Annotated in this window: 21 protein-coding genes; 13 read left to right on the top strand and 8 right to left on the bottom strand. The window is 67.5% G+C overall.

What is annotated here, in order from left to right:
- Positions 1-2 precede the first annotated feature (2 nt).
- The 4 genes from ACFOD4_RS05770 to ACFOD4_RS05755 all read right to left on the bottom strand — a co-directional run bounded on the left by ACFOD4_RS05770 (position 3) and on the right by ACFOD4_RS05755 (position 5,350).
- Positions 3-911, bottom strand: coding sequence for an ABC transporter permease (locus ACFOD4_RS05770; protein ID WP_456316875.1), 909 nt, complete (start codon positions 909-911; stop codon positions 3-5).
- Positions 908-1,849 carry an ABC transporter permease gene (locus ACFOD4_RS05765; protein ID WP_379594986.1) on the bottom strand — a complete coding sequence of 314 codons (942 nt, stop codon included), beginning with the start codon at positions 1,847-1,849 and terminating at the stop codon, positions 908-910. The genes ACFOD4_RS05770 and ACFOD4_RS05765 overlap by 4 nt, the downstream gene beginning before the upstream one ends.
- Positions 1,850-1,858: 9 nt before the next feature.
- Positions 1,859-3,463, bottom strand: a complete 1,605-nt coding sequence (locus tag ACFOD4_RS05760; RefSeq protein WP_379594985.1) for an ABC transporter substrate-binding protein — start codon at positions 3,461-3,463, stop codon at positions 1,859-1,861.
- Positions 3,464-3,742: 279 nt separating this feature from the next.
- A complete protein-coding gene (locus ACFOD4_RS05755) occupies positions 3,743-5,350 on the bottom strand; it encodes an ABC transporter substrate-binding protein (protein ID WP_379594984.1) in 1,608 nt (535 codons plus the stop codon).
- Between the two features lie 112 nt (positions 5,351-5,462).
- Between ACFOD4_RS05755 and ACFOD4_RS05750 the strand changes: the two genes are divergently transcribed.
- The 4 genes from ACFOD4_RS05750 to ACFOD4_RS05735 all read left to right on the top strand — a co-directional run bounded on the left by ACFOD4_RS05750 (position 5,463) and on the right by ACFOD4_RS05735 (position 9,741).
- The gene (locus ACFOD4_RS05750; RefSeq protein WP_379594983.1) at positions 5,463-5,948 is read left to right on the top strand and encodes a GtrA family protein; all 486 of its coding nucleotides are present in this window, start codon (positions 5,463-5,465) and stop codon (positions 5,946-5,948) included.
- 318 nt (positions 5,949-6,266) lie between these two features.
- Positions 6,267-8,066, top strand: coding sequence for a type I secretion system permease/ATPase (locus ACFOD4_RS05745; protein ID WP_379594982.1), 1,800 nt, complete (start codon positions 6,267-6,269; stop codon positions 8,064-8,066).
- Positions 8,063-9,442: an HlyD family type I secretion periplasmic adaptor subunit gene (locus tag ACFOD4_RS05740; RefSeq protein ID WP_379594981.1), complete on the top strand. Its 1,380-nt coding sequence runs from the start codon at positions 8,063-8,065 to the stop codon at positions 9,440-9,442. Before ACFOD4_RS05745 ends, ACFOD4_RS05740 begins: the two co-directional genes overlap by 4 nt.
- Positions 9,443-9,456: 14 nt before the next feature.
- Positions 9,457-9,741, top strand: coding sequence for a hypothetical protein (locus ACFOD4_RS05735; RefSeq protein ID WP_379594980.1), 285 nt, complete (start codon positions 9,457-9,459; stop codon positions 9,739-9,741).
- Positions 9,742-9,785: 44 nt separating this feature from the next.
- Here the strand turns inward: ACFOD4_RS05735 and ACFOD4_RS05730 are convergent, their stop codons facing one another.
- Complete coding sequence (locus tag ACFOD4_RS05730) at positions 9,786-10,541, bottom strand: glycerophosphodiester phosphodiesterase (RefSeq protein WP_379594979.1); 756 nt, start codon at positions 10,539-10,541, stop codon at positions 9,786-9,788.
- On the opposite strand from ACFOD4_RS05730, the gene ACFOD4_RS05725 reads away from it, so the two are divergent.
- The 4 genes from ACFOD4_RS05725 to ACFOD4_RS05710 all read left to right on the top strand — a co-directional run bounded on the left by ACFOD4_RS05725 (position 10,540) and on the right by ACFOD4_RS05710 (position 15,850).
- Positions 10,540-10,902, top strand: coding sequence for a hypothetical protein (locus tag ACFOD4_RS05725; RefSeq protein ID WP_379594978.1), 363 nt, complete (start codon positions 10,540-10,542; stop codon positions 10,900-10,902). The genes ACFOD4_RS05730 and ACFOD4_RS05725 overlap by 2 nt on opposite strands.
- Positions 10,878-12,026, top strand: a complete 1,149-nt coding sequence (locus tag ACFOD4_RS05720; protein ID WP_379594977.1) for a TRAP transporter substrate-binding protein — start codon at positions 10,878-10,880, stop codon at positions 12,024-12,026. The genes ACFOD4_RS05725 and ACFOD4_RS05720 overlap by 25 nt, the downstream gene beginning before the upstream one ends.
- 3 nt (positions 12,027-12,029) lie before the next feature.
- Positions 12,030-14,975 carry an ATP-binding protein gene (locus ACFOD4_RS05715; protein WP_379594976.1) on the top strand — a complete coding sequence of 982 codons (2,946 nt, stop codon included), beginning with the start codon at positions 12,030-12,032 and terminating at the stop codon, positions 14,973-14,975.
- A 92-nt stretch (positions 14,976-15,067) separates the two neighbouring features.
- The gene (locus tag ACFOD4_RS05710) at positions 15,068-15,850 is read left to right on the top strand and encodes a FadR/GntR family transcriptional regulator (protein ID WP_379594975.1); all 783 of its coding nucleotides are present in this window, start codon (positions 15,068-15,070) and stop codon (positions 15,848-15,850) included.
- Between the two features lie 11 nt (positions 15,851-15,861).
- Here the strand turns inward: ACFOD4_RS05710 and ACFOD4_RS05705 are convergent, their stop codons facing one another.
- A complete protein-coding gene (locus tag ACFOD4_RS05705) occupies positions 15,862-17,145 on the bottom strand; it encodes a M20/M25/M40 family metallo-hydrolase (RefSeq protein WP_379594974.1) in 1,284 nt (427 codons plus the stop codon).
- A gap of 174 nt (positions 17,146-17,319) precedes the next feature.
- A complete protein-coding gene (locus ACFOD4_RS05700) occupies positions 17,320-19,011 on the bottom strand; it encodes a DEAD/DEAH box helicase (protein WP_379594973.1) in 1,692 nt (563 codons plus the stop codon).
- A 547-nt stretch (positions 19,012-19,558) separates the two neighbouring features.
- Here ACFOD4_RS05700 and ACFOD4_RS05695 point away from each other — a divergent pair.
- The 5 genes from ACFOD4_RS05695 to ACFOD4_RS05675 are packed head-to-tail and all read left to right on the top strand — an operon-like array spanning position 19,559 to position 23,831.
- Positions 19,559-20,644: a methionine ABC transporter ATP-binding protein gene (locus ACFOD4_RS05695; RefSeq protein WP_379594972.1), complete on the top strand. Its 1,086-nt coding sequence runs from the start codon at positions 19,559-19,561 to the stop codon at positions 20,642-20,644.
- A 16-nt stretch (positions 20,645-20,660) separates the two neighbouring features.
- Positions 20,661-21,314 (top strand): methionine ABC transporter permease, encoded by a 654-nt coding sequence (locus ACFOD4_RS05690; RefSeq protein ID WP_379594971.1) that lies wholly within the window; start codon positions 20,661-20,663, stop codon positions 21,312-21,314.
- A 25-nt stretch (positions 21,315-21,339) separates the two neighbouring features.
- A complete protein-coding gene (locus ACFOD4_RS05685; protein ID WP_379594970.1) occupies positions 21,340-22,155 on the top strand; it encodes a MetQ/NlpA family ABC transporter substrate-binding protein in 816 nt (271 codons plus the stop codon).
- An 11-nt stretch (positions 22,156-22,166) separates the two neighbouring features.
- Positions 22,167-23,006, top strand: a complete 840-nt coding sequence (locus ACFOD4_RS05680; protein ID WP_379594969.1) for a MetQ/NlpA family ABC transporter substrate-binding protein — start codon at positions 22,167-22,169, stop codon at positions 23,004-23,006.
- 12 nt (positions 23,007-23,018) lie between these two features.
- The gene (locus ACFOD4_RS05675; RefSeq protein ID WP_379594968.1) at positions 23,019-23,831 is read left to right on the top strand and encodes a MetQ/NlpA family ABC transporter substrate-binding protein; all 813 of its coding nucleotides are present in this window, start codon (positions 23,019-23,021) and stop codon (positions 23,829-23,831) included.
- 6 nt (positions 23,832-23,837) lie between these two features.
- On the opposite strand, the gene ACFOD4_RS05670 is transcribed toward ACFOD4_RS05675, so the two are convergent.
- Complete coding sequence (locus ACFOD4_RS05670) at positions 23,838-25,295, bottom strand: class I SAM-dependent methyltransferase (protein ID WP_379594967.1); 1,458 nt, start codon at positions 25,293-25,295, stop codon at positions 23,838-23,840.
- Positions 25,296-25,304 lie beyond the last annotated feature (9 nt).

Here is a 25,304-nt window from a genome sequence, read left to right as displayed (position 1 = left end):
GATCACACTCGCTTTGCCATGCGTGGGTCGAGCGAATCCCGCAGGCCGTCGCCCAGCAGGTTCACCGCCAGCACGGTGATGGACAGAAAGATCGCCGGGAAGAAGACGATGTAGGGCTTGACCTGCCAGAGGGCGCGACCCTCGGCCATGATGTTGCCCCAGGATGGAATGATTGGCGGCGTCCCGGCGCCGATAAAGGAGAGGCCTGCCTCAATCAGCATGGCGGCACCGCAGATATAGGTCGCCTGCACGGTCATCGGGGCCAGCGTGTTGGGCAGGATGTGGCGCCAGATGATGACCGGTGTGCGCGTGCCGGACGCAATCGCAGCATCGACATAGGGCTGTTCGCGCAGCGACAGCACCACACCGCGCACCAGGCGGGCGACGCGCGGGATCTCGGCGACGGTGATCGCCAGGATGACGTTGCCGACCGAGCCACGTGTCAGCGCCATCAGCGCAATGGCGAGCAGGATGGACGGGATCGACATCAACCCGTCCATGATCCGCATGATGATGCTGTCGGCCCACCGCACGAAGCCGGAAACAAGGCCGATCGCCAGCCCGATGATCGAGGCGAAGAAGGCAACGCCGAAGCCCACGATCAGCGACACCCGGGCTCCATAAACCACGCGCGAATAAACGTCGCGTCCCAGCATGTCGGTGCCGAACCAGGCTGCGGCGGAAGGGTTGCGCGTGCGCATCACCGGTGCCAGCGCCGTCGGGTCCTTGGTCCACAGGAACGGGGCAAAGACCGCGACAGCGACGATCAGCAGCAGCAGGAAGCCGCCGATGCCGATGTTCGGGTGGCGCATGATGTAGCCGATGAAGCCCTTGCGGGCTGTTTTCGGCTGCATGACATCGGGCAGCGGTGCCGCCGCCGCGACATCCCGGGGAGAGGTGGTGGTGCTCAATACCGGATCCTCGGGTCGAACAGGGTGTAGCTCAGGTCAATGAGAAGGTTGACCAGCACGTAGACGAAGGAGAACAGCAGGACGACGCCCTGGATCACCGGGTAGTCGCGGCGCAGGATCGCGTCGATGGTCAGGCGACCAAGGCCGGGGATGGCGAAGACGCTCTCGGTAATCACCGCGCCGCCGATCAGCAGTGCGATGCCGATGCCGATCACGGTGACGATGGGGATCGCGGCGTTCTTCAAGGCGTGCAGGAACAGGATGGTGCGCTGCCCGGCGCCCTTGGCCCGCGCCGTGCGGATGTAGTCCTGCTGCAGCACTTCCAGCATGGTGGCGCGGGTGATGCGGGCAATCAGCGCGATGTACGCGCTCGACAAGGCCACTGCCGGCAGGATCAGGTTGCTCAGCCATGGCCAGAAACCCTGGGAGATCGGCGTGTAGCCCTGCACGGGCAGCCAGTCGAGCTGCAGCGCGAAGTAGTAGGCCAGCACATAGCCCACCACGAAGACCGGAACCGAGAAGCCGAGCACCGCGAAGGCCATCACGCCACGGTCGATCCAGGAGCCGTGCTTCCAAGCGGCGGCGACGCCCAGCGGCACAGCCACGATCACCGCCAGGATCAGCGTGATCACCATGAGCGACAGGGTCGGCTCGATACGCTGTCCGATCATTCGCGCAACCGGCAGGTTGGTGAAGATAGACACGCCGAGGTCTCCCCGGACGATGTTCCAGGCCCATTCACCGAAGCGCACCAGGTATGGACGATCCAGGCCGAGGCTGGCGCGGATGCGCTCCACATCGGCGGGCGTCGCCTGGTCGCCGGCAATCACGGCCGCCGGATCCCCCGGCGCCAGATAAAGCAGGCTGAAGACAAACAGGGCAACGATCACCATTACGGGGATTGTCGCGAGGACGCGTCGTATGATGTAGGCGAACATCTCTCTCTATCAGCTCTTGGTGACGTTCCAGAAGAACGGGATCGGCGCCTTGACGACGCCATCCACATTCTTCCGCCAGGCCTGGTAGGACATGAAGAAGCCTGTCGGCGCCCACAATCCATATTCCATGGCCAGCTTGTTCATTTCGGCGACCGCCGCCTTCTCGCTCTCCAGGTCGGCAGCAGCGAACCACTTGTCGCGCGCGGCCTCAACAGGGTCGCTCTTGGGCCAGCCGAACCACGCACCGTCGCCGTTGGCGCGCATGGCGGTGTAGCTGGCGGGATTCACGCAATCCGCCCCGGCATGCCAGCTGTGGAAGACGTGCCAGCCGCCCTGCGCGGGCGGCGCCTTCATGGCACGGCGGGATCCCACTGTTCCCCAGTCCGTGGCAACGAAATCCACGTTCATGCCCATGCGCTTGAGCAGATCTGCGCTGACGTCGCCGAAAGCCTTGGTGATGGGCTGGTCCTGCGCCACAACAAGGGTAATGGGCTCTCCCTTGTAGCCGGCCTCCGCCAGCAGCTTCTTGGCGCCCTCATAGTCCCGCTTGCCCTTGAGGATGTCGCCGCCTTCCTCGGTGTAGAGCGGTGCGCCGGGGGTGAAAAAGGAGGGCAGCAACTTGTAAAGGTCAGTCTCGTCGCCCACCAGCGCCCGCATGTAGTCTTCCTGGCTCATCGCCATCAGCACGGCGCGGCGAGCCCGCACATCGTTGAAAGGCGGGTGCAGGTGGTTCATGCGGAAGGTGCCGATGTTTCCGAGTGGGTCGGCGATGTCGACGTTCAAGTTCCGGTTGCGCTTCAACACGGGCACCAAATCGGCGATCGGGTTCTCCCACCAGTCCACCTCGCCATTCTGCAACGCGGCGGCAGCGGTCGCAGGATCGGGCATCACCACCCATTCCACCCGGTCCACCATCACCCGCTTGCCACCCGACATCCAGTCCGGAGCCTCGTCGCGCGGAACGTAGTCCGCGAACTTGACGAACACCGCCTTGGCGCCCGGCACCCACTCCTCGCGCATGAAGCGGAAGGGGCCGGAGCCGACGAACTCGGTGATCTGCTGGAACGGATCGGTCTTGGCGATCCGTTCCGGCATGATGAAACTGCAAGGCGAATTGGTCTTGCCAAGAGCCAGCAGCATCTTCGGATAGGGCTGCTTCAACGACCAGCGGAAGGTGCGATCATCCAGCGCCACAAGTTCGTTCTGGATGGCGCGGATCATCTGCCCCATGGGATCACGCACGGCCCAGCGGCTCAGGCTGGCCACGGCGTCCTTGGCGCGCACCGGCTCACCGTCATGGAATTTCAGGCCCTGACGCAGCCGGAAGGTCCAGACGAGGCCATCGGCCGAAACTTCCTCGCTCTCCACCATCTGCCGCTTCGGCTCGAAACTGGCGGAAATGCCATAGAGCGTGTCCCACACCAGCATGCCCGCATTGCGGACGACGTACTGGGTGCCCCAGATCGGATCGAAGTTCGCGAGGTTGGCCTGTGGCACGAAACGCAGCGTGCGGGCCGCAGCCCCTTGAGACAAGGCGGGCCGCGGCAAGGCAGGAAGGCCAGCCAGGGCTGCACCCGCGGCGGCATGGGTCAAGAACGATCGGCGCTGCAGCATCGTTACCCTCTCTCTTCCGGCCTCGCGATGCGCGGCCTCAATTGGCGAAAAGCCCGAATTGCCGCAAGGCAAACGGGCGACGGAAGGGAGGCGCGTGCGACGTGCAGCGCGCATCTTCCGCGCAACGCTGCAAGCACGGATCGTGCCACGACACGGCCACCTTTCTCGGCCGCTTCCGCTCCCTCCCCAGAAGCGGATTGCATGTCACATCTGCCTAAAAAGGCAGCATCCGACGAAATCACCGTATCATCAAGTCGGCTTTTCCGTTCGAACTGTTTCTCAGCTGCGGTGGACATTCCAGAACATCGGCAGCCCCTTCAGGACGCCGGTCAGGCCGCGCCTGTAAGCCCAGGCCTGGAAGTACTGCCCAAGCGGCAGATAAGGCACAGCCTGCTGCAGGGCATCGAGCTGGATCTGCCTTGCGATCTCCTGCTGCGCTGCTTGGTCAGGTGCCGCGAACCAGGCATTGCGCAGTTCTTCCAGCTTGGGCGCCGTGGGCCAGCCGAACCAAGCGGCCTGGCCATGTCCCCGAAGTGCCTGCTGCACGCCGGGGTTGACCATGTCGACCCCCGCCCAGAAGGTGAAGAACATGCTCCAGCCGCCCTTCCCCGGGGGCTCTTTGCTGGCGCGGCGCTGCACAACGCTGCCCCAGTCGGTGGAGATGAATTCAACGTTCATGCCGCATTTACGCAGCATGTCGTTGCCGACCTGCGCCAACGCATTGAGCGACGGGAAATCGGCAGCCGCGATCAGCACCACCTTCTCGCCTTTGTAACCGGCGGCGGCGAGGTCACGCTTGACCTTGTCGTAGTCACGCGGACTGGTCAACACGTCCATGCCGGCGTCATTCGCCAGCGGCGTCTCGGGCGTGAAGATGCCAACATTGTCGCGCCAGAGGCTGCGATCTGTGCCGATCACAGCGGTCATGAAATCCGCCTGACTGACGGCGCCCAGCAGGGCTCGCCGGATAGCCGGATTGTTGAAGGGGGGGTGCAGATGGTTGAAGCGCGCGATGCCCATCAACCCGGTCGGGTCCTGGATCTCCAGCGTCAAGTTGCGGTTGCGGCGCAGCAACTCCTGCAAGTCGCCGGGCGGCTGCTCGTACCAATCCGCTTCGCCATTCTGCATGGCGTTCGCGGCGGTGGCCGCATCCGGCATGACGTTCCACTCGATGCGGTCGAAATGCACGCGCTTGGGACCGGCGGTCCAGCTCACCGGCCCGTCCTCGCGCGGAACGTAGTCGGCGAAACGCTCGTAAACGATGCGCGCACCCGGAATCCGTTCATCGGCCTTCCAGCGAAGCGGCCCTGAGCCGATCATCTCCTTGACCGGCGTTGCAGGATCGGTTTTCGCCATGCGCTCTGGCATGATGAAGCAAACAGGCGTCGCGGGCTTGCCCAACGCCTCGAACAACAACGGAAACGGCCGGCTGAAGCGGAACAGGATGGTCTTGTCGTCCGGAGCCGACAACTCGTCCACCACCGTCATCATGACCTGACCCAGCGCGTCGCGCGCCGCCCAGCGGCGGATCGAAGCGACGCAGTCACGGGCGCGGACAGGCTCGCCATCGTGGAACTTCAGGCCATCGCGCAACACCATGGTGATGCGCCGCCCATCCTCCTCCACCGTGTGCCCGCGAACCATCTGGGGCTGCGGACGATAATCCTGGTCGAAGCCGTAGAGCGTGTCCCAGATGCAGTAGCCATGGTTGCGCGAGACATAGGCGGTGGTGATGATCGGGTCCGTCACCGCGAGGTCCGCCTGAGGGATGAACTTCAGCACCCGTGATGCGCCGCCGGGGCTTGCACCCTGCCCGATCGCGAAGCGCGGCAGCGCCGTCGCTGCGGTGATCGCGCCCGCGCTGGTGAGCCATTGACGTCGGTTCATTGCAAACTCCCTAGGCGGGCCTTCCCTGTGCCGAAAGGGAAGCCGAGCCATGCGGCCAGCGCAAGGGGGGTCAGCGCTTGGCGATGCTCAGCTGTCGTCTTATTGCAACGGCATGATCCCCCTCAGCCCGCCGCACTCGGTTCTCGCCGGGCAGATCCTGCGGTTCGGAACCGTGGGCAGCATTGGCTTCCTGATCGACAGCGCCGTCCTATACGCCGCGCTTTGGCTGGGTGCCGGACCTTATGTGGGGCGCGTTGCGTCCTATGTGGTCGCTGCCACCGCGAACTGGCTGCTGAACCGGCTCTGGACGTTCCGGGGGGCCGGCCGGCAGCGCCCGGTTCGTCAGTGGCTGCTGTTCCTGTTGGTGAATCTGATCGGGTTTGCGGTGAATTATGGAACCTATGCTGTCCTGTTCAACCAGAGCTCCCTTGTGTCGACGCATCCGGTGCTCGGAGTTGCAGCCGGTTCCATAGCTGGCATGACGGGAAACTTCATTCTCAACCGCTGGCTGGTCTTTGGGACCTCGCAGCAGAACAGGGCGCTGGAAGGACAATCAACTTCAAGTCTTCACACGCGACCGCAAAAGAACAAGATATAGCCAAGGCGGGACAATTGGCCGACGCTCAAATAATCTACTCTGTGTCAATAAAAGAGACGGTAAATTTCCTGTGCTTTCTTCGGCAGGCCGCACTATGGTGCGCCCGCCGGCGGCCCCGGTTGGGCCGCATTTTCAGGAGTAACCGGCCGGAATGTCTTTCTTGCAGCCCCTCCAGCGGCGACGTGGCCATAAGGTCGCGCTCCGGTCCCTGAAGATCAGGCAGCCTCGACCTCCGGCCTTCTCCAGCCTCGTCCCGGCCCGCGCCGCATCCTGGCCCGGCCCGACCTTCACCCCTCTTCACGTTTCGGGCTGATCCACATGTCCATTGCACCGCGTGCCCCTGGGAGCGGAGAGCGGGATACTCCCCTCGCCCGCGCCATCGCCGCCTGCCGCCGCGACTTCGTCGCAGTCGGGCTGTTCAGCGGCGTGGTCAACCTGCTGCAGCTCACCGTTTCCATCTACATGATGCAGGTCTTCGACCGGGTGCTGGCCACTCGCTCGACCGACACCCTGCTCTTCCTGACCGTGATCGCCGTTGCCGCCATCCTGCTGTTGGCGCTTCTGGAGGCCGTGCGCGGCTCCATGATGCAGCGCGCGGCGGGATGGATCGAGGCACGCGTCGCGCCGGAAGGCTTCGAGCGCGCCCTGGAAGCGCAGCTCCGCGGCCGCCCCTACCGGATGGAGGCGCTGCGCGATCTCGGCTTCTGTCGCTCCTGGCTCGGGTCGCCAGGCTCACTGGCAGTCTACGACGTGCCCTGGGTGCCGATCTATCTGGCCGCCATCTTTCTGCTTCACCCGGTGATGGGCTTCATCGCGCTGGGCGGCGCGGTGCTGCTGTTCGCCCTGACCATGCTGAACGAGTACACCACCTCCAACCTGCTGAAGCAGGCCAACAACGCCAACATGCTGAGTCAGCGCCGTGCGGACGCCATCGGCCGCAATGCCGAGGTGATCGACAGCATGGGCATGGTGCCCGCGGTCATGACGCGCTGGCGCAGCACGGTGGCCGAAGGCGTCACGCCGCAGGAGAAGGCCGCTGGCCGCGCCGCCATCCTGCTCTCGGCCACCAAGTTCCTGCGGCTCGCCGTGCAGCTCGGCATTCTGGGCGCCGGCGCCTATCTGGTGCTGCAACAGGAGCTGACGGCGGGCGCCTCCATCGCGGGGTCCATCATCATGGGCCGTGCCCTCGCCCCTGTGGAGCAGCTGATCGGCGGCTGGAAGGGGCTGGTTCAGGCGCGGCAATCCTTGAAGCGCCTGCAGGTCTTCCTGTCCCTGCCCCGGCTACGCCCCCCTGGCCTGCCGCTGCCCGAGCCCACCGGCAAGCTGACTGTGGAGCGCGTCGCCTACGCCCTCCCCGGCCAGAATGTTCCCATTATCAAGGGCGTGGCCTTTGGCCTGAATGCGGGCGAGAGCCTGGCCATCATCGGCCCGTCCGCCGCCGGCAAGACCACGCTGATCCGCCTGCTGATCGGCACGCTGGCGCCTTCCTCGGGCGCCGTGCGCCTGGATGGCGCCGACGTCTACACCTGGAAGCGCGAGGATTTCGGCCGTCATGTCGGCTACCTTCCGCAGGATGTCGAGCTGTTCGACGGCACGGTGTTCGACAACATCGCCCGGATGGGCGAGGCCGACCCGGACGCGGTGTTCGCCGCAGCGAAGCAGGCCGGGTGCCACGACATGATCCTGCGGCTGCCCCTCGGCTATGACACCGAGATCGGCGATGGCGGCCAGCACCTCTCGGGGGGCCAGCGGCAGATGGTGGGCCTGGCCCGTGCGCTGTTCGGCCAGCCCAAGCTGATCGTGCTGGACGAGCCGAACTCCAACCTAGACGGCGATTCGGAAGCGGCGCTGGGTCGCGCGCTGGAGGGGCTGAAGGCGCAGGGCAGCACCGTGGTGCTGGTTTCGCATCGGCCGCAGTTGGTCCAGGGCGTCGACAAGGTGCTGCTGCTGAAGGATGGCGCGGTGGAGATGTTCGGCCCGCGCGCCGACGTGCTGAAGCGCCTGATGGGCCCACGCCCGGCGCCCGAGCCGGCCAAGGTCGCCGGTCCCGCCCGCCCGGAAAGCCGCGGCGGAGAGCCGCCCCACCCTGACAATGCCCAGCCGGGAGATGCCGCATGAGCGTCACCACCGTTCCCGCAGGCGGCGCGCTCGCCAAGCCGCGCGGCCCTGGTTTGCCGGCGGTGTCCGCGCCGGAAGCGCTGCTTGATACGCCGCGTCCGCGCACCCGCGGCGCCATGTTGCTCGGCCTCGTCTCCATTGGTGTCTTCTTCGGCGGCTTCGCGGCCTGGTCCTTCCTGGCCCCGCTGTCGGAGGCGGCGATCGCCCCCGGCCAGATCCGCGCGGAAGGACAGCGCCGCGTGATCCAGCACCTGGAAGGCGGCATCGTGCGCGAGATCCTGGCGCGCGACGGCGACAAGGTGAAAGCCGGCCAGGTGCTGATGCGGCTCGACGAGGTGCAGTCGGATGTCGGCCTCGGCACCGTGCGGGCCCAGCGCTGGGCCCTGTTGGCGCAGGATGCGCGCCTGGCGGCGGAGGCCCGGGGGGCCACCGAGATCGCCTTTCCGGCCGAGTTGCTGAACAGCGACGATCCCCGGGCGCTGGAGGCGATGACCGGTCAGCGCACCCTGTTCGCCGCGCGGCAGACCAGCCTGACCAGCCAGCTCCAGGTCCTGGAGGCGCGCATTGCTCAGCATGAGGCGACCGCCGCCTCGGCCCAGGGTCAGATCGCCAGCCAGCGCCGTCAGCTTGATCTGATCAACCGCGAGGCGCGGGATGTCGAGGTTCTGGTGCGCCAAGGGCTGGAGCGCATGCCCCGGCTGCTCGGCCTCCAGCGCAACATGGCCTCGTTGGAAGGCAACATGGTCGACCTGCGCGGCCAGGTGGAGCGGGCCGAGGCGTCGGTGGCCGAGGCGCGGAACCAGATTCGTCAGACGCGCGACCAGCGCATGGCGGAGATCTCGACGGAAGCGCGCGAGATCCGCGGCCGGCTGAACGAGGCCGAGGAAAAGCTCCGCGGCGCCCATGACATGGTGACCCGGCGCGACATCACCGCGCCCGAGGACGGCACCATCCTGGGCAGCAAGTTCTTCAACACCGGCGCCGTCGTGCGCCCCGGCGAGCCGGTGATGGAGCTGGTTCCTGCTGCTGACCGCCTGGTGGCCGAGGTGCAGCTGCAGCCCAACGATATCGACGTCGTCTATCCCGGGCTGCAATCCGAGATCCGCCTGCCAGCCTTCAAGCAACGGCTGGTGCCCTACGTCCATGGCCACGTGACCTACGTGGCAAGCGACGTCACCATGGATGAACGCACCCGCCAGAGCTATTACCGCGTTCAGGTTGCGGTGGACCAGGATCAGATCGACAGGCTCGAGAATGTGCAGCTGGTGCCCGGCATGCCGGTGGAAGCGCAGATCCAGATCGGGGAGCGTTCCTTCTTCCGCTACATGATGCAGCCGGTGCTCGACAGCTTCCACCGCGCTTTCCGCGAGCAGTGACAAAGGATTCCTTCATGAGCCAGCCCGTCCTTTTCGCCGATGGCGTGATCGAGGCCAGCGTGCATTTCGGGGTGGCGCGCATCACCCTCGGTCAGTCGGGACCGGACGGCAAGCCGCAGGCCGCCGGCCAGCTGGCTATCCCGGTGATGCAGCTGCCCGGCTTCACCAAGAGCCTGCAAAGCCTGCTGCAGCAGTTCGAAAGCAAGATGCGCCAGGCGCAGCAGGTCCAGCCACCCCGGCCGGAAGGCGAAGCGGAGGCCCCTCCCGCATCGGACGCGTTCCGCTTCTCCGGCGGCTGACCTCCAACCGCCCCGGCGAGCCCCGCCGGGGCCGGTGCGCTGCGTCAGGTGCCTTCGCGTAGGGCGAGTGCCAGCACCGGATCGTCCGTCGCCATGGCGTCCACGCCGAGCGCCAATGCCTTCTCGATCTGTGGTGCATGATTGGCGCCCCAGACGCCGATCTTCAGCCCGGCCTCCCGCAAGCGGCCCGACAGTTCCACATCCAGCGTGCCGATCTCCGTTTCCACCATGGCGAAGCCATGCGCCCGCGCGGTCCCGATCACGCCCTCCGTGCCGATCGCCCTTAACACCGGGGCGCCGAACAGCCAGATGACACCGGCCAGCCCACCGGCACGCGATGCGGCGGCGGCGACCTCCGCCTCGAAGGCGATGATGCGGCAGCGACTTCGGACGCCGGCGTGATCCAGGACCCCAAGGCTACGGCTCAGAAGGTCGGGCGAAGGCAACTGGCCCGGCGGTGCCTTCAGCTCCACCTGTAATTCCTGCGCTTGGTCCCGCATCAGCGCCGCGAGCTCGGCCAGCAGCGGCACCCGCTCCTGTCCGGCACCACGCAGCCGTAGCGCCGCCAGCACGCTGGCCGGCTGCAGAGCCAATGGCCCCTGCCCCTCAGTGGTTCGCTGCAATTCAGCATCGTGATGCACCACCGGCACGCCATCGGCGCTGAGCCGCACATCGCATTCCAGTTGCTCCACCGGCAGGGCCAAACTGTTGCGGAAGGCCGCCAGGCTGTTCTCGGGCCAAAGGAAAGCGCCGCCGCGGTGGCTGACGATTTGGGTGCGGGGACCGGATCTTGTCTGCATGGTCCTGCTACTGGCCCGTTGGTCATTGCTGGCGCAAGTCGTTCACGATCTCTACAATGACGAAAATTTGCTCGGTGAGGTTCGCGACATGTCGCTTCTCCTGGTGGTGCATGACCAGCCGGCGGAGGGCGCGCAAGCGCTGGAGGACGCGGTTTGGCAGCTGGCCGAATCGCATCTCACTCTGCCTGGTGCCCTGATCGTGGAAAGCGGTGTTTCCCCGCGCTACCTGCAGGAGCATCTGAGCGGCGCGATGCGCCGGGCCGGCATTGCCGGTCCGTTGTTGGTGACCCCGGTGGCCGAAGCCAGCTGGCAGGGTCTGTCTCCGGAGGCGGAAGAGTGGATGCGGGCCCGCCTGGCCTGACCATGCCGAAGTCAGGAGTTTTTTCCGAAACGCTGCCCAGGCCCCGCTTTGCGCGCTACGTCCCTGCGTGGCCGTTGCTGGCCGCCGTGGCGCTGATGCTGGGCTGGGCCGGTGATGGCTGGGCCGCCGGCGATGCACCGCCAACCGGGCGAATCGATCTCAAGGTTGTGGGCGGCCTGGGTGGCGTGAGCCAGTATGAGCGGTACGAGCAGCCATTCTGGCGCAGCCGCGTGACCGAACTGACTGGCGGCGTTGTCCATGCCGAGATCGCCCCGTTCGACCGGGCGGGCTTCCGCGCCGAGGAGATGCTGCCGCTGATGCGACTCGGCGTAGTACCCTTCGGCACTGCCCTGCTGGCTGTGGTCTCCGGGGAAGAGCCCGAGTTCAACGCCGTGGACCTCCCGGCCCTGAACCCGGACATCGGCACGCTACGCGAAACCGTGCAGAGCTACCGCCCGCATCTGCGCAAGCTTCTGCTCGAGCGCTACAATGTCGAGTTGCTCTCAGTCTATACCTACCCGGCGCAGGTGCTTTGGTGCTCAGGAGCGTTTTCCGGTCTGGGCGATCTTGCCGGCCGGCGCATCCGCACATCCTCAGTGGGACAGGCGGAGATGGTGGAGGCGCTTGGCGCCACCGCCGTTGTCATCCCCTTCGCCAACATCGTGCCAGCAATGCGCGACGGCGTCGTCGAATGCGCCGTCACCGGCACCATGTCCGGCAACACCATCGGTCTGCCGGCGGTCACCACCCATGTGCATGCCATGGCCATCACCTGGGGCGTGTCTGTGTTCGGTGCCAATGTAACAGCATGGCAAGCCTTGCCGGAAACCGTCCGCGCACAGCTTCGCGCCGGGCTGGCGGAGCTGGAAACGTCGATCTGGAACGGTGCCGAGCGGGAAACCGGCGACGGGCTCGATTGCAGTGCGGGACGGCCGGGGTGCGTGGATGGCAAGCCCGGCCGCCTGACCGTGGTTCCGCTGACGAAGGCCGATATCGATCGACGGCGCCAGCTGCTGCTGACCACTGTGCTTCCGCGCTGGGTGGAGCGCTGCGGCGCAGAATGCTCGGCGGCCTGGAACGCCTATCTCGGCCCGCAGCTGGGCATCGAGACCCAGCCCCCCTGATCCATGCAGAATTTCCGCCGACTTCGCATAGCCATCCTGCTGGCCGCGGCCGCGCTGCTTCTTGTTCAATGGCTGGCCACCTCGCTTCTGGTGGGGCGTGCCCGGGAGGCGGCCTGGGCCACAGCGTCGGAAACCGTCAGCCGCGTGTCCCGCGCGGTTGAGGCCTCGCTGAACCGCAGCTTCGTGCAGGTGGACGCGATGCTGGCGGGCCTGCCGGCGCTGCTGGCTCCCCTGGCCGAGACGAACGACCTCACCCCCCTGCAGCTGAATCGGGTCTTGCGGGAGCTGAACAACCAGAATTTCGCCTTCCGCGACGTGTTGCTGGTCGGCAAGGACGGAATGCCGGTCGCCACCGGGCTCTCAGTGTCGCGCCGCCGTCCGCTCCCGCCCGCCATCAGCCAGTCATTCTTTCCCGGGGCGCCGCGCACAGGGGCGGTGCTGATCGGCGGCCCGTTCCGCAATCCGTCAACCGGCGAATGGTCCCTCTACATTGCACGCGGCGTCACCCTGCCCGGCTTTGGCGAGTTGCTGGCAGTGGCGGAGATGCCGGTGCCGGTGCTCAGCACGCAGCTCTCGGCGGCCAGCGGCGAGGCCACCGGCATGCGAATCTCCCTGGAGCGCGAGGATGGCACGCTGCTGGCCAGCCTTCCGCATGACGAGACCCGCATCGGTTCCCGCCTTTCGCCTACCGCCGCGCAGCGCTTGGCGGAAAGCGGCGGAACCGCGCGAGAAGAACGCAGCCGGCTCGATGGTTCCACCATTATCGCCGCCCAGCGCCCGCTGTTGTACCCGTCGATGACCGTCTCCGCCGCGCTGGGCCTTGAGCCGGCCTTGGCCGGCTGGCAGCAGGAGCGGGTCCGCGCGCTGGGGATTTCGGCTGGCTTCGCTTTGCTCGTCGCGGCTCTGGCAGCGGCACTGATCCTGGCGCTGCGCCAGCGCGAGCGCGTGGAAACCGAACGCAACCGCTGGCGGGCCATGCTGGAGAACGCGCTCGACTCCATGACCGACGGCTTTGTCATGTGGGACGCCGAAGGTCGCCTGGTGGCCTGCAACGCGCGCTACAAGGATTTCTACCGGGTCAGCGCCCCCTTCATCCAGCCGGGCGCGCACTTCAACGACATCATGCGCGAAGGCTTTCTGCGCGGGCAGTATCCGCAGGCCGGCACAGATCTCGACGCGTTTCTGGCGGAGATGCACCGCTGGCACCGCGGCGACAGCCCTCCCATGGAGCGGTTGCTGCCCGATGGCCGCTGGGTCTTGGTGACGGAGCGGGCCACCCCCGGCGGAGGCACCGTCGGTATCCGTACCGACATTACCGAGATGAAGCGCGCCATGCAGGAGCTGGCGGAGGCCCGCGACGCTGCCGCCGCTGCGGCCGAGGCCAAGAGCCAGTTCCTGGCGCGCATGAGCCACGAACTGCGTACACCGCTGAACGGCATCCTGGGCTTCGCGCAGGTCTTGTCCAATGATCCCCGCCTGGCTTCCGACCAGCGCGAGCAGCTGCGCATCCTGCAGGAGGCGGCGCAGCATCTGCTGGAGCTGGTGAACGGGCTGCTTGACCTGTCCAAGATCGCGGCCGGGCGGCTGGAGTTGCGACCGGCTGCTACCGTGCTGCGGCCGATGCTGGAACGGGCCGCGGCGCTGATGGCGCCGGAGATCCAGCGCAAGGCGCAGCGCTTCACCCTCGACATTGCGCCCGGCACGCCCGAGGCGGTTCTGGCCGATCCGACACGGTTGCGGCAGCTGTTGCTGAACCTGCTGTCCAACGCGGTGAAGTTTACCCCGGCGGGCGGCAGGGTCTGGCTTCGCGCTGCGCCCTCCTCCAACGCGGCCAGCGACGGGGCGGGGCTCCGTGTCGAGGTCCAGGACAGTGGTCCCGGTGTGCCAGCCGAACAACGGCACCTTCTGTTCCGCGACTTCGTGCAGCTAGCGACCCCCGGTGCCGCCAGCGAGGAGATGGCGTTCGGCACCGGGCTTGGCCTTTCCATTGCCGCCCAGCTCGCCGCTCTGATGGGGGGACAGATTGGTTGCGAAAGCACGCCAGGACAGGGTGCGTTGTTCTGGGTGGAGCTGCCTCTGCCCGCAGTCACCCTGGTGGCGCCGGACATCATGCCAGGGCAGAACGCGGCGGCCGCATCGGCGCCGGCGGGCGTGCCGCTGCGGGTGCTGGTGGCTGATGACGTTCCTGCCAACCGCCTGGTGGCGCGAGCCATGCTGACCAGCGCCGGACATCACGTCACCTGCGTCGAGGACGGACTGGCCGCCTTGCGGGCCGCCAGCCAGACGGAGTTCGACCTGATCCTGATGGATCTGCAGATGCCGGTCATGGACGGGCTCGAAGCGACACGGCACATCCGCGCCCTGTCCGAGCCACATGGCCGTGTGCCGGTGATCGCCGTGACGGCCTCGGTGATGCCGGAGCAGGTGGAGGCCTGCCGCGCCGTCGGCATGGACGCGCATCTGGCCAAGCCACTGGACCGAGACACGCTGCTGCGGCTGGTGGCCCATTTCGCGCCCCGGAACCTGGCTGCGGTGGTTCCGGCGATGCCGTTGGAGCGAGGCGACGCGGCACCTGCCGACGGCCCGCCTCTGGTGGACATCGCCGCACTGGCAGCCCTGCGGACCGATCTGGGGCCGGCCGCCCCGGCAGTGATCCGGGAGTTTATCCACGAAATGGAGCGGGGCGCGGATGCGCTGGCCGCGCTGGTCGCCGCGCCTCAGGCCGAGCCGCTGCGTGCGGCGACGCACCGCCTGCAGGGCGTTGCCCGGACTTTTGGGGCACCCTTGCTGTCCCAGGCGCTGGACCGGCTCCAGACCGCCATCGCGGAGGGGGAAAGCGCGACGGCTCTGGAGGCGGCGCTGGCGGTCCTGCAGCAGACCCTGCCCGAATTGCGTCGCCTGACGGAACAGGATGGGCTTGCCCATCCCACGGGCGAACTGCCCAGCTGAACCGATGGGCCGCTTGACGACGGACCACGTGCCCGCATACCTCATCCGATAACCTGATGGCATGGCGCATCGGGCGCGGGAGGAAACAGCGCATGGATGGACGCAGCTCGGCAGTGGCGCCCGGCATCGAATTGTCGCCGCTTGCCCCTCCAGCCAACCTGACGGCCGAACTGGTGCGCCGTTTGGCAGCCGAAATCCGCGCGGGGCGGCTCAAGGCGGGTGACCGCCTGCCCACGGAACAGGCGCTGATGCGCCAAGCCGGCGTGTCCCGAACGGTGGTGCGTGAGGCTGTGGCCGCGCTGAGAGCGGAGGGCCTGGTGCTGACGCGACAAGGCGTCGGCGCCTTCGTCGCCGATCCCGCGCTGCGTGGCCAAGTCCGCATCGACCCTGCCGAGATGCGGTCCCTGAAGGATGTGCTGCAGGTCATCGAGCTGCGCATCGCGCTGGAGACCGAAGCGGCCGGCTTGGCTGCGGCGCGGCGTGATCCGGAGGCTCTGGAAAGGGTGCTGGCGGCGGCAGCGGCCTTCGATGCCGCAGTGGAAGCGGGCGAGGCCGCCGTGACCCAGGACCTGGAACTGCACCGGGCCATCTTCGCCGCCACCGGCAACAGCTTCTTTCCGCGTTTCCTGGAGTTCCTGGGCCCCATGCTCATCCCGCGCCAGACGGTGCGGCCGCAGCTGGAGGAACCGGAGGCGCGCACCGCCTACTTGCGCCGCGTGCGGGACGAACATGCCCGCATCACCGGCGCCATCGCGCAGGGCGAGGCCGAAGCGGCGCGGAATGCGATGCGCCTTCACCTCAGCGCCAGCCGCGACCGATACGCTGCATTGGCCGGCCGCTTAGCGGCCCGGGATGAAGCGGCGGATCACGCCTGAGGCGACCGACCCTAGTTGTAGTCTGGGATCTGCGGCACCTCGGCCAGGTAGGCAAGGACCGAGCGCGAAAGCGCCTCGACATCCTCAACGGTGGTGTGCTCGTCCGGAGCATGAAGGCGCTGGCCCCGCCGGAGCAATCCGCCAGCCAGGATCTCGCGCACGCCTGCCTGCTGCATGAAGCCGATGGCTGATCCACCCATCCCGCCCCAACGCCGGAAGCTGGACGGTGCATAGCCAAAGCCCCAGCTCAAGGCACGAAGCCACTGAGGCCAGTTTGGTCCACGATCGGGATCGATGACCGGTTCCAACCGGCGTGACACGTGGCTCTCGACCTGGCAGCCGGGCACCTCGCGTGCCCCATGCGCCACCGCCGCCTGCAACTCGTCCAGCGCCGCGGGATAGCCTTCCTCGGCGGTGAAGCTGCGGTTGATCAACAAGGTGCAGCCGGGTGGTCCCGCCTGTTCGGTGTTGGCGCGCACCGACACCACCGACAGCCTGGGCCGCAGCATACCGCCACCATCATCGGGCGCCGCCGGCAGGCGGGACGAACGGCGGCGCAGATCGGATTGCAGCCCTGCCAGGGCAGACAGGATCGGCTTCGCCACTGAGGCGGGGCTCTGCCCCGGCGTACAGCCACCGCAATCGGAAACCCGGATTTCCAGTTCCAGGCTGCCGAGGCTGCCGGCCCAGATTCGTGGTGCCACGGGACCGTTGAGCCAGAGCACATGGCCTTCCGCCACCCGCTGCTCGGCCAGGTGGCGCAGACCGGGCCAGCGGCGCGCGGCCCCGTCGGTGGTGAACAGCAGCAATGGATCGAAGCGCAGCGGCAGGCCTACCGCATCCGCGACCCGCAATGCCGCCCAGACAGCGGTGATGGCACCCTTCATGCTGACGGTGCCCAACCCGAACAAGCGATTACCCTGCCGCGTCAGGCTGAAGGGTTGGCGACTCCAGAGCGCACCCGGGGCCGCGGTGTCCATCAGCAACGGGATGGTGCAGACGGGCCGACCGGTGCGGCGCTCGGCGATCATCTGCGGGCGAGGCCCGCCCTCACCCGCAACGCCGTCGTCGGGCGGCAGACGGCGCAGCGCGAACCCCAGCGGGGCGAACTGATCCTGCAGCACGGCAGTGAACCGCTCACAGCCAGGCGCATCCGGTGCGCTGGTATCCACCGCCACCAATTGCGCCAGCTCGTCGATCCACCCCGTCGCACCCAGCAAAGGGGCGGCCATGTTCAACCGATCGATGGAGGTCTCGTGGATTGCATTCCACGAGTTCTGCTCATCCCACGGCATCAAGCCCGATCCCTCCGCTTGTGCCGACCGGGCCGCCCTTTTTCCGGCCACTCTTCCGCACCTTCAAACCTGCCAGCGCATTACCAGCAGCGCGGAGGTCCTGCATTGCACGACCGCGCGTCGCACAGAGTCTTGAAGGCTGAGGTCCTGGCCAGGCAGGGCGCGGCGTGCCGATCAGGCGGTGCGGCTGCGTGGAGCCTCCCTGCGGCCGCGCCCACCAGGCGCGCCGCGCCACGCGTTGCTGTTCGCCGCACCGCCGGTCACCGGCTCGACCCGGATGTGCGGGTCATCCTGATCCGGACGGCGCGAAGCCGCGGCGAAGCGGCCAGCCGCCGCCGGAGCGATCTCGAACTGCGTTTCGCGGCCGAGGATGCGGATGCGGCCGATCTCCTCGCGACGCACCTCGCCGCGGCGGCACAGGAAGGGCAGCACCCAGCGCGGATCGGCCCTTCCATCGCGGCCTACATTCATGCGGAACCAGACGCCTTCCGGACCGTCACGATGCGGCGGGGCACCCCGCTCGCCATTGGCGGCGCGGCGCGGCCCGGCATCCACCGCCGCCAGCTCCTCGGGTGCCGGCAGCGGCGCGCGCAACACCTTGACCAGCACGGCAGCCAGATCCTCGGCACTGTGGCGTGCTGCCAGCTCGCGCGCGACGTCGCGGTCGGCGGTCTCCGCCTCCTCTTCCAGCAGCGCCGTGGCCTGGGTTGTGAGGCGCTCGGCATCGCGGGCATGGATGACCTCGGCGGAAGGCGGCGCCCCCCATTCCGCCTGGACGCGCGCGCCCATCAACAGCCGCTCGGCCGTGCGGCGGCGGTTGGCGGGCACCACCAGGACGGACACGCCCTTGCGGCCGGCCCGGCCGGTACGGCCCGAGCGATGCAGCATCACCTCGGGCTCCTTGGGCAGCTCGGCATGGATCACCAGGCCCAGATCCGGCAGGTCGATCCCGCGCGCGGCCACGTCGGTGGCGACGCAGACCTGGGCGCGCCCGTCGCGCAGCGCCTGCAAGGCGCGCGACCGCTCGGGCTGGGTCAGCTCACCGGAAATGGCGACGGCGGAGAAGCCGCGCTCGGTCAGGTTGCCGTGCAGCCGCGCTACTGAGGCGCGGGTGGAGCAGAACACAATGGCCCGCGGGCTGTCCGAAGCGCGCAGCAGGTTGACCACCGCGCGCTCGATGCCATGCGGCGCGACAACCACGGCACGATGCTCGATATCACCGTGCTGTCCGCCCTCGCCCTTAACCGCGATGCGCAGCGCGTCCCGCTGAAAGCTCTGCGCCAGACGCTCGATGTCGCGCGGCACGGTGGCGCTGAACAGCAGGGTGCGGCGTTCGGCCGGCGCGGCATTCAGGATGGCTTCCAGCTCCTCGCGGAAGCCGAGATCCAGCATCTCGTCGGCCTCGTCCAGCACCACGGCGCGCAGCGCGTCGGGCCGGAGATTGCCGCGTTCCAGATGGTCGCGCAAACGGCCGGGAGTGCCGACCACAATATGCGCACCGGCCGCAAGGGCGCGGCGCTCGGTCATCGGATCCATGCCACCGACACAGGACACCACGCGCCCGCCAGCAGCGGCGTACAGCCAGGTCAGCTCTGCCTTCACCTGAAGCGCCAGTTCACGGGTGGGAGCGATGGCCAGTGCTAACGGCAGCCCGGCTTGCGGCAGTCGGTCCGCGTCCCCCAGCAATTCGGGCGCCAGGGCTAGGCCGAAGGCCACGGTCTTGCCCGAGCCGGTCTGAGCGGAAACCAGAAGATCCTGGCCGCTCGTTTCCGGCTCCAGCACCGCCGCCTGGACGGAGGTGGGCTCGTTGTAGCCGCGCTCGGTGAGGGCGCGCAGCAGCGCCTCGGGCATCTGAGGAAAAGGCATGTGTCGAATGATCCGCCAAGTCTTGAGGGTGGGGCGGGCCGGGTGTCCGGGCCGCCAAGGGCAGCTCCACCTCTCATCGGGAGCCAGGAGGGCTCCAAGTGGCGGTACTGCGGGTTGTGAGGACTATGTAGAACGTTTGGCGCGGCTTTGCACGGGATCAGCGAGGCTGGTGGTGAGCTATGCGCCAGACGCATGCATCACCGGAGCGGTTGGAGTCTTGCGAACGGATTGTGAATTGTTCATTCTCCGCCGCGGAAGCGCGAATTGCTTCCCGCGGGATTTGACGGATGCAGCTTGCGCCGCGACATCAAGGGCTAAAGCGCCGGGAAGCCGGACCGCGGACCATCGGGGCAACTTACCTCGCCGCCCAACGCTTCGTGGGTCATCCGACCATGTTGGGGATCTGCCGAGTGTTTATGTCCTGTCGAATGCCGCGGATCTGATCTTCGCCCCGTGCCCGTGCCGGGTACGCCTTCCCGACTGATCGGGGCCCGCATGATATGCGCCCACCCGATCCTGGCCCGTCCCGCCTGATCCTGGAATGCCGATGCCTCAGACCACCCAAGACCGGGACCACCCGGCCTCGTCCGATTCCGCCATCCGTCTGCGGGGCCTACACCGCCGCTTCGCCGGCCGCGGCGGCGCCGGCACCAAGGCGCTGGACGGCGTTTCCCTGGACGTCGCGCCGGGCGAGATCTATGGAATCGTTGGTCGCTCGGGAGCCGGCAAATCCACGCTGATCCGCTGCGTCAATCTCCTGGAACGGCCTGACAGCGGCGAAGTGCGGGTGCTTGGCCAGGACATGCTGATGCTGGGGGACAGGGCGCTGCGCGAGCGGCGCCGGGCCATCGGCATGGTGTTCCAGCACTTCAACCTGCTTTCTTCCCGCACCGTGGCCGACAACGTCGCCTACCCGCTGGAAATCGCCGGCGTGCCGGCGGCGGAGCGTGCGCCGCGCGTGGCCGAGGCGCTGTCGCTGGTCGGGCTGACCGAGAAGGCTGGGGCTTATCCGGCGCAGCTTTCGGGTGGGCAGAAGCAACGCGTCGGGATCGCCCGTGCCTTGGCGCCGCGCCCGCAGATCCTGCTCTGCGACGAGGCCACCAGCGCGCTCGATCCCGAAACGACGCAGGAGATCCTGGGCCTGATCAAGCGCCTGCGCGAGAAGCTCGACCTGACCGTGCTGCTGATTACGCACGAGATGGCGGTCGTGAAGGAGATCTGCGACCGCGTGGCGGTGATGGAGGCCGGGCTCATTGTGGAGCAGGGCCGCGTCTTCGACGTGTTCACCCGGCCGCGTCACCCGACCACGCGCCGCTTCATCGCAGACACCATCGGCTATGCCGTGCCGCGCGGTACGGTCGCCCGCCTGCCGGCGCCCCGCGCGGATGAGGAGCGGCGGCTCCTGCAGGTGCTCTTCGCCGGGCCCAACAGCACCCGCGCGGTGATCAGCGAGGCTTCGCGCCGCTACGGCCTCGACCTCGACATCATTTCCGGCCGCATCGACGCCATCGGCGAGGAGCCCTTCGGCCTTATGGCGCTGGCGGCCTATGGACCATCCGGGCGCATCGATGCCGCCATTGCCTGGTTCGGCGAGCTGGGGCTGACCGTGACGCCGCTGGATGAAGGGAACTGACGCCATGATCCCGTGGATGACACCGACGCTCCAGCAGCTCTTTCTCGACGCCACGGTTGAGACGCTGACCATGGTGGCCGGCGCCGCCGCCATTGCCATCATCATCGGGCTGCCGTTGGCGCTGCTGCTGCATGCCACCGACCGTGGCGGACTGGCGCAGAACGGCTTCGTCAACCGGCCGCTCGGCCTGCTGATCAATGCCGTGCGCTCAACTCCCTTTATCATCCTGATGGTCGCCATCGTGCCCTTCACCCGGCTTGTCGCCGGGACATCCATCGGCACCGGGGCTGCCATCGTGCCGCTGGCCCTGGCCTCCACCGCCTTTATCAGCCGCCTGTTCGAGACAGCCTTCCGCGAGGTCGACCGTGGCGTGGTGGAGGCGGCGCGCGCCATGGGCTCCACCCGCTTGCAGATCCTTTGGAAGGTGATCGTGCCCGAGGCCATGCCCGGGCTGGTGGCCGCGGTCACCGTCACCCTGGTCAGCCTGATGGGCTATTCGGCCATGGCCGGCGCGGTCGGCGGCGGGGGCCTGGGCGATCTCGGCATCCGCTTCGGCTACCAGCGCTTCATGCCGGAGGTGATGGCCAGTGTCGTGATCGTGCTCATCCTCTTCGTGCAAGGGCTTCAATCACTGGGCGACTGGCTGGTCCGCCGTGTCCGCCGCCGCTGAACCGACATCGACAAGGAGATCGTTCATGACCACCCATCGCCGCGTCCTGCTCGGCAGCGTCCTCGCCCTTCCCTTCGCCGCCACCCTGCCTGCCCTGGCGCAGGGCGCCATCGGCTCCGAGGCACGCCCGATCCGGGTTGGCGCCACTGCCGGTCCGCACAGCCAGGTGATGGAAAAGGTCGTGGAGATCGCCCGCCGCGACGGGCTGTACATCCGCATCGTTCCCTTCACCGACTACATCACGCCCAACGCCGCCCTGGCTGCCAAGGATCTCGACGCCAACTCCTTCCAGCACCAGCCTTTCCTGGACCAGACGGTGAAGGATCGCGGCTTCCGCATCGTGGCCGTGGGCAAGACCATGGTGTTCCCGATGGGAGTGTATTCGCGGAAGCTGAAGGCCGTGTCGGACATCCCGAATGGCGCCCGCGTCGCCATTCCGAACGACCCGACCAATGGCGGCCGTGCCCTGGCCTTGCTGGCGAAGAACGGTGCCTTCAAGCTGACCGAGGGCGCCGATTTCCGCGCCACCGTCGCCGACATTACGGAGAACCCGAAGCGTCTGCGCATCATCGAGCTGGAGGCAGCGCAGATCCCGCGCACGCTGGACGAGGTGGATGCCGCCGCCATCAACACCAACTTCGCCATCCCGGCAGGGCTGAACCCCGTGCGCGATGCCATCGCTCTGGAAAGCGCCGACAGCCCTTATGCCAACCTGATCGCCGTGCATGACGACAACAAGGACGCGGCCTGGGTGAAGCAGTTTGTCGCCGCCTACCAGAACGAAGAGATCAAGGCGTTCGTGAAGGAGACCTTCCAGGGCTCCGTGGTTCCGGCCTTCTGAGGAGAATGGGCATGCCGGATCGTCGTTCCCTGTTGCTGGCCGGTGGTGCGCTGATGCTGCCGGCCCTGATCCCGTCGCTCTTGCTGCCAGGGCGCCCAGTCCAGGCCCAGGAGGCGGGGATCGGCACCGAGGCGCGCCCGTTGAGGATAGGAGTCACCGCCGGCCCTCATGCTCAGGTCATGGAGAAGGTGCGTGACATCGCCGCGCGGGACGGGCTGATCATCCGCATCTTCGAGTTCAGCGACTATGTGCAGCCCAACATGGCGCTTGATTCAGGTGATCTGGATGCCAATTCCTTCCAGACTCAGCCTTTTCTGGATCAGACTGTCCGCGACCGTCGCCTCAGGCTGGTCTCGGTCGCCAAGACCCTGACCTTTCCCATGGGGATTTATTCCCGGCGCCTGAAGTCGGTGGACGCGCTGCCGAATGGGGGACGCATCGCCATCCCCAATGATCCGACCCAGGGCGGGCGCGGGTTGCTGCTTTTCGCTCAGGCCGGAGCTATCCGACTTCCACCCAACCCCGATGTCAGCGTCAACGTGGCCGACATCGTCGAGAACCCGAAGCGCCTGCGCATCCTGGAGCTGGAGGCAGCGCAGCTGCCCCGTGCGCTGGATGATGTGGACGCTGCCGCCATCAACACCAACTTCGCCATCACGGCCGGCTTGCAGCCGACCCGGGACGCCATCGCGATCGAGGGGCAGGACAGCCCATACAGCAACCGCATCGTTGTGCGGCAGGGCGATGAAGAGAAGCCCTGGGTGGGAAAGCTCGTCCGCGCCTATCAGAATGACGAGGTAAGAAACTTCGTCGCCGAGACCTTTTCCGGCTCGGTCATTCCCGGCTTCTGAGGAGCTGAAACCATGCAGCGTCGTTCGCTTCTGCTGGCCACGGCCGGCATGTTGATCCTTCCCGCCACCCTGCGCGCGCAGAGCGGCGCCCAGATCGGCAGCGCTGATCGGCCGCTGCGGGTCGGCGTGACCTCAGGCGTGCATGCCCAGGTTCTTGAAGCCGTGCGCGATGTGCTGGCGAAGCAGGATTTCGCCCTTCGCATCACGGAGTTCGCAGACTTCATCCAGCCCAATGCTGCATTGGCCGCGGGCGAAATCGACATCAACACCTACCAGCACCTGCCCTTTCTGGAGGCGCAGAAGCAGCAGCGCGGCTACGACTTCGTGCCCGTGGGCAAGACGGTGCTGACGGTGATGGGCGTGTTCAGCAAGAAGCACCGCACGGTCGCCGACCTGCCGAATGGCGCGCGCGTCGCCATTCCGAACGACCCGACCAATGGCGGCCGCGCCCTGCTGCTGCTGGCCAAGGCCGGCCTGTTCAGCCTGACGCCGGGATCCGATTACCGGGCCACGGTGGCCGACATCGCCGACAACCCGAGGCGCATCCGCATTGTGGAGCTGGAGGCCGCGTCGATCGCGCGTGGGCTGGACGACGTGGATGCCGCTGCCATCACCGGCAACTACGCCGTGCCGGCCGGACTCAACCCGTTGAAGGATGGCATCGCGGTCGAGGGAACCGACAGCGCCTACACCGTGCTGGTGGTGACGCGGCGTGGCGATGAGAGCAAGCCCTGGGCGCAGACCCTGGCGCGCGGCTACTCCGATCCGGCGGTGAAGGCGTTCGTGGAGAAAACCTTTGGTGGCGCGGTGATCGTCGGCGCCTGAGGGGCTTCAGGCCGCCGGCAGAACGCCGAAGTTAACCCAGACCTGGCGCCGCTTCTGCGCCCAGTCGGCCAGCAAGTCGCGCGAGGCGGACTGTTCCGTGTCGAGCAGGTGAGCGGCGCGTTCGACCAGCGCGACGTCGTCCAGGCCCGGCTCCTCCAGCGCGATCCGTGCCCCCAGCATCGCTGCCGGATCAGCCGCCACGGCGCCACCCAGGGCGGGCGCGGCCAGCCACCCTGCCCCGCCCCTTGTCGCCAGGTGGCGGTTCAGCGCCCAGGCGGCCTGGGGCGGCGCAGGGGCGGCGGCTACAGGATGTGCGCATTCGCTCCAGATCAGCATTTGCGCCGCCTGGTTCAACATGGCCGGATGCAGGCCGGGACGTTCCATCTCGCCCAGGCGACGCGGACGGTTGCGTAGCGCGCGGAGCAGCGGGTCGAACAGGGCCGCCTCGCCCTCGACCTGCCCCAGCGGCAAGTCGAAGCGCAGCCGCCCGGCCTCGGGCGCTCCGGGCAGGCCAGCCAGCCGGAGCGCGTGCAGTGCGGTCCTATGCGCATCCGCGGACATCGGGGCAAGCTCCTTGCCATACAGGTCGCGTCGCAGGGACTGGTTGCGCGCCATGTCGCGGAGGCTCTCTGCCAACGCGGCGTCCTCAACGCCGGCGAGCAACGGGCGGGTGGCCGCTGGCAGCGACACGGCATCGATGTTGTCGGGCGGCGTGGCGCTGCCGAGATAGGCACAGCCTGAACCTGCGAAAGCCTCCATCATCTCGGCAACATGGAAAGGCTGCCAGTTCGGCGGCAGCACCTCATGCGCCAGCGCCGCATCCTCCTGGCGCGCGGCCCATTGCAGCCTTTGCCGCTCCTGCGGGTACGCGGCGAAATAGCCTGCGCCGGCATCGGCCAGGGACTGCATGATGTTGAGGGACGCGCGTGCCCGATGCCGTGCCGCACCCGGCTGTCCGGCAGCGTAGCGCAGCATGAGCGACTGCCCTGCGGCGGCGGCGCTCATGCCGGGATGGGTCATGTAGTGGGCGTAGGCGACGCCGCCAGGCCTCAACGCGGCACCGATGAGGTTGAGCATGGCGCTTCGCTGCGCCGGTGCGATCCACGACAGCACGCCATGCGTCGCGATCACGTCGAAGAAGCCCAGGCTCCCGGCCCGAAGTTGGTCAAAGCGCAGCGGCAGGAAGACGATGTTGCGCAATGCCGCCGCGTCCGCCGCGATCCGTGCCTCAGCCAGGGCCGAGGCGTCGGCATCCACCGCGACGACTTCAGCCTGCGGATGGGTTGCCGCCAGGATCAAGGCATTCAGGCCGCTGCCGCAGCCCAGTTCACACCAGCGGAACGGTCGGGCGAAATCTGGTCCCTGCCGGCCGAGCCCGCGCAGCACGGCATCGATCCAGGGCGGCGTCATCTCGCGGTGAAACTGCGGGGGGTAGGCGACCCCCTCGACGTAGTCCTGTGTCATAGGCTCGTC

This window comes from Teichococcus globiformis (assembly GCF_042646265.1).
Taxonomy (GTDB): domain Bacteria; phylum Pseudomonadota; class Alphaproteobacteria; order Acetobacterales; family Acetobacteraceae; genus Pseudoroseomonas; species Pseudoroseomonas globiformis.
Note: the sequence above shows the minus strand (reverse complement) of the source record. Positions and strands in the feature narration are given on the sequence as shown.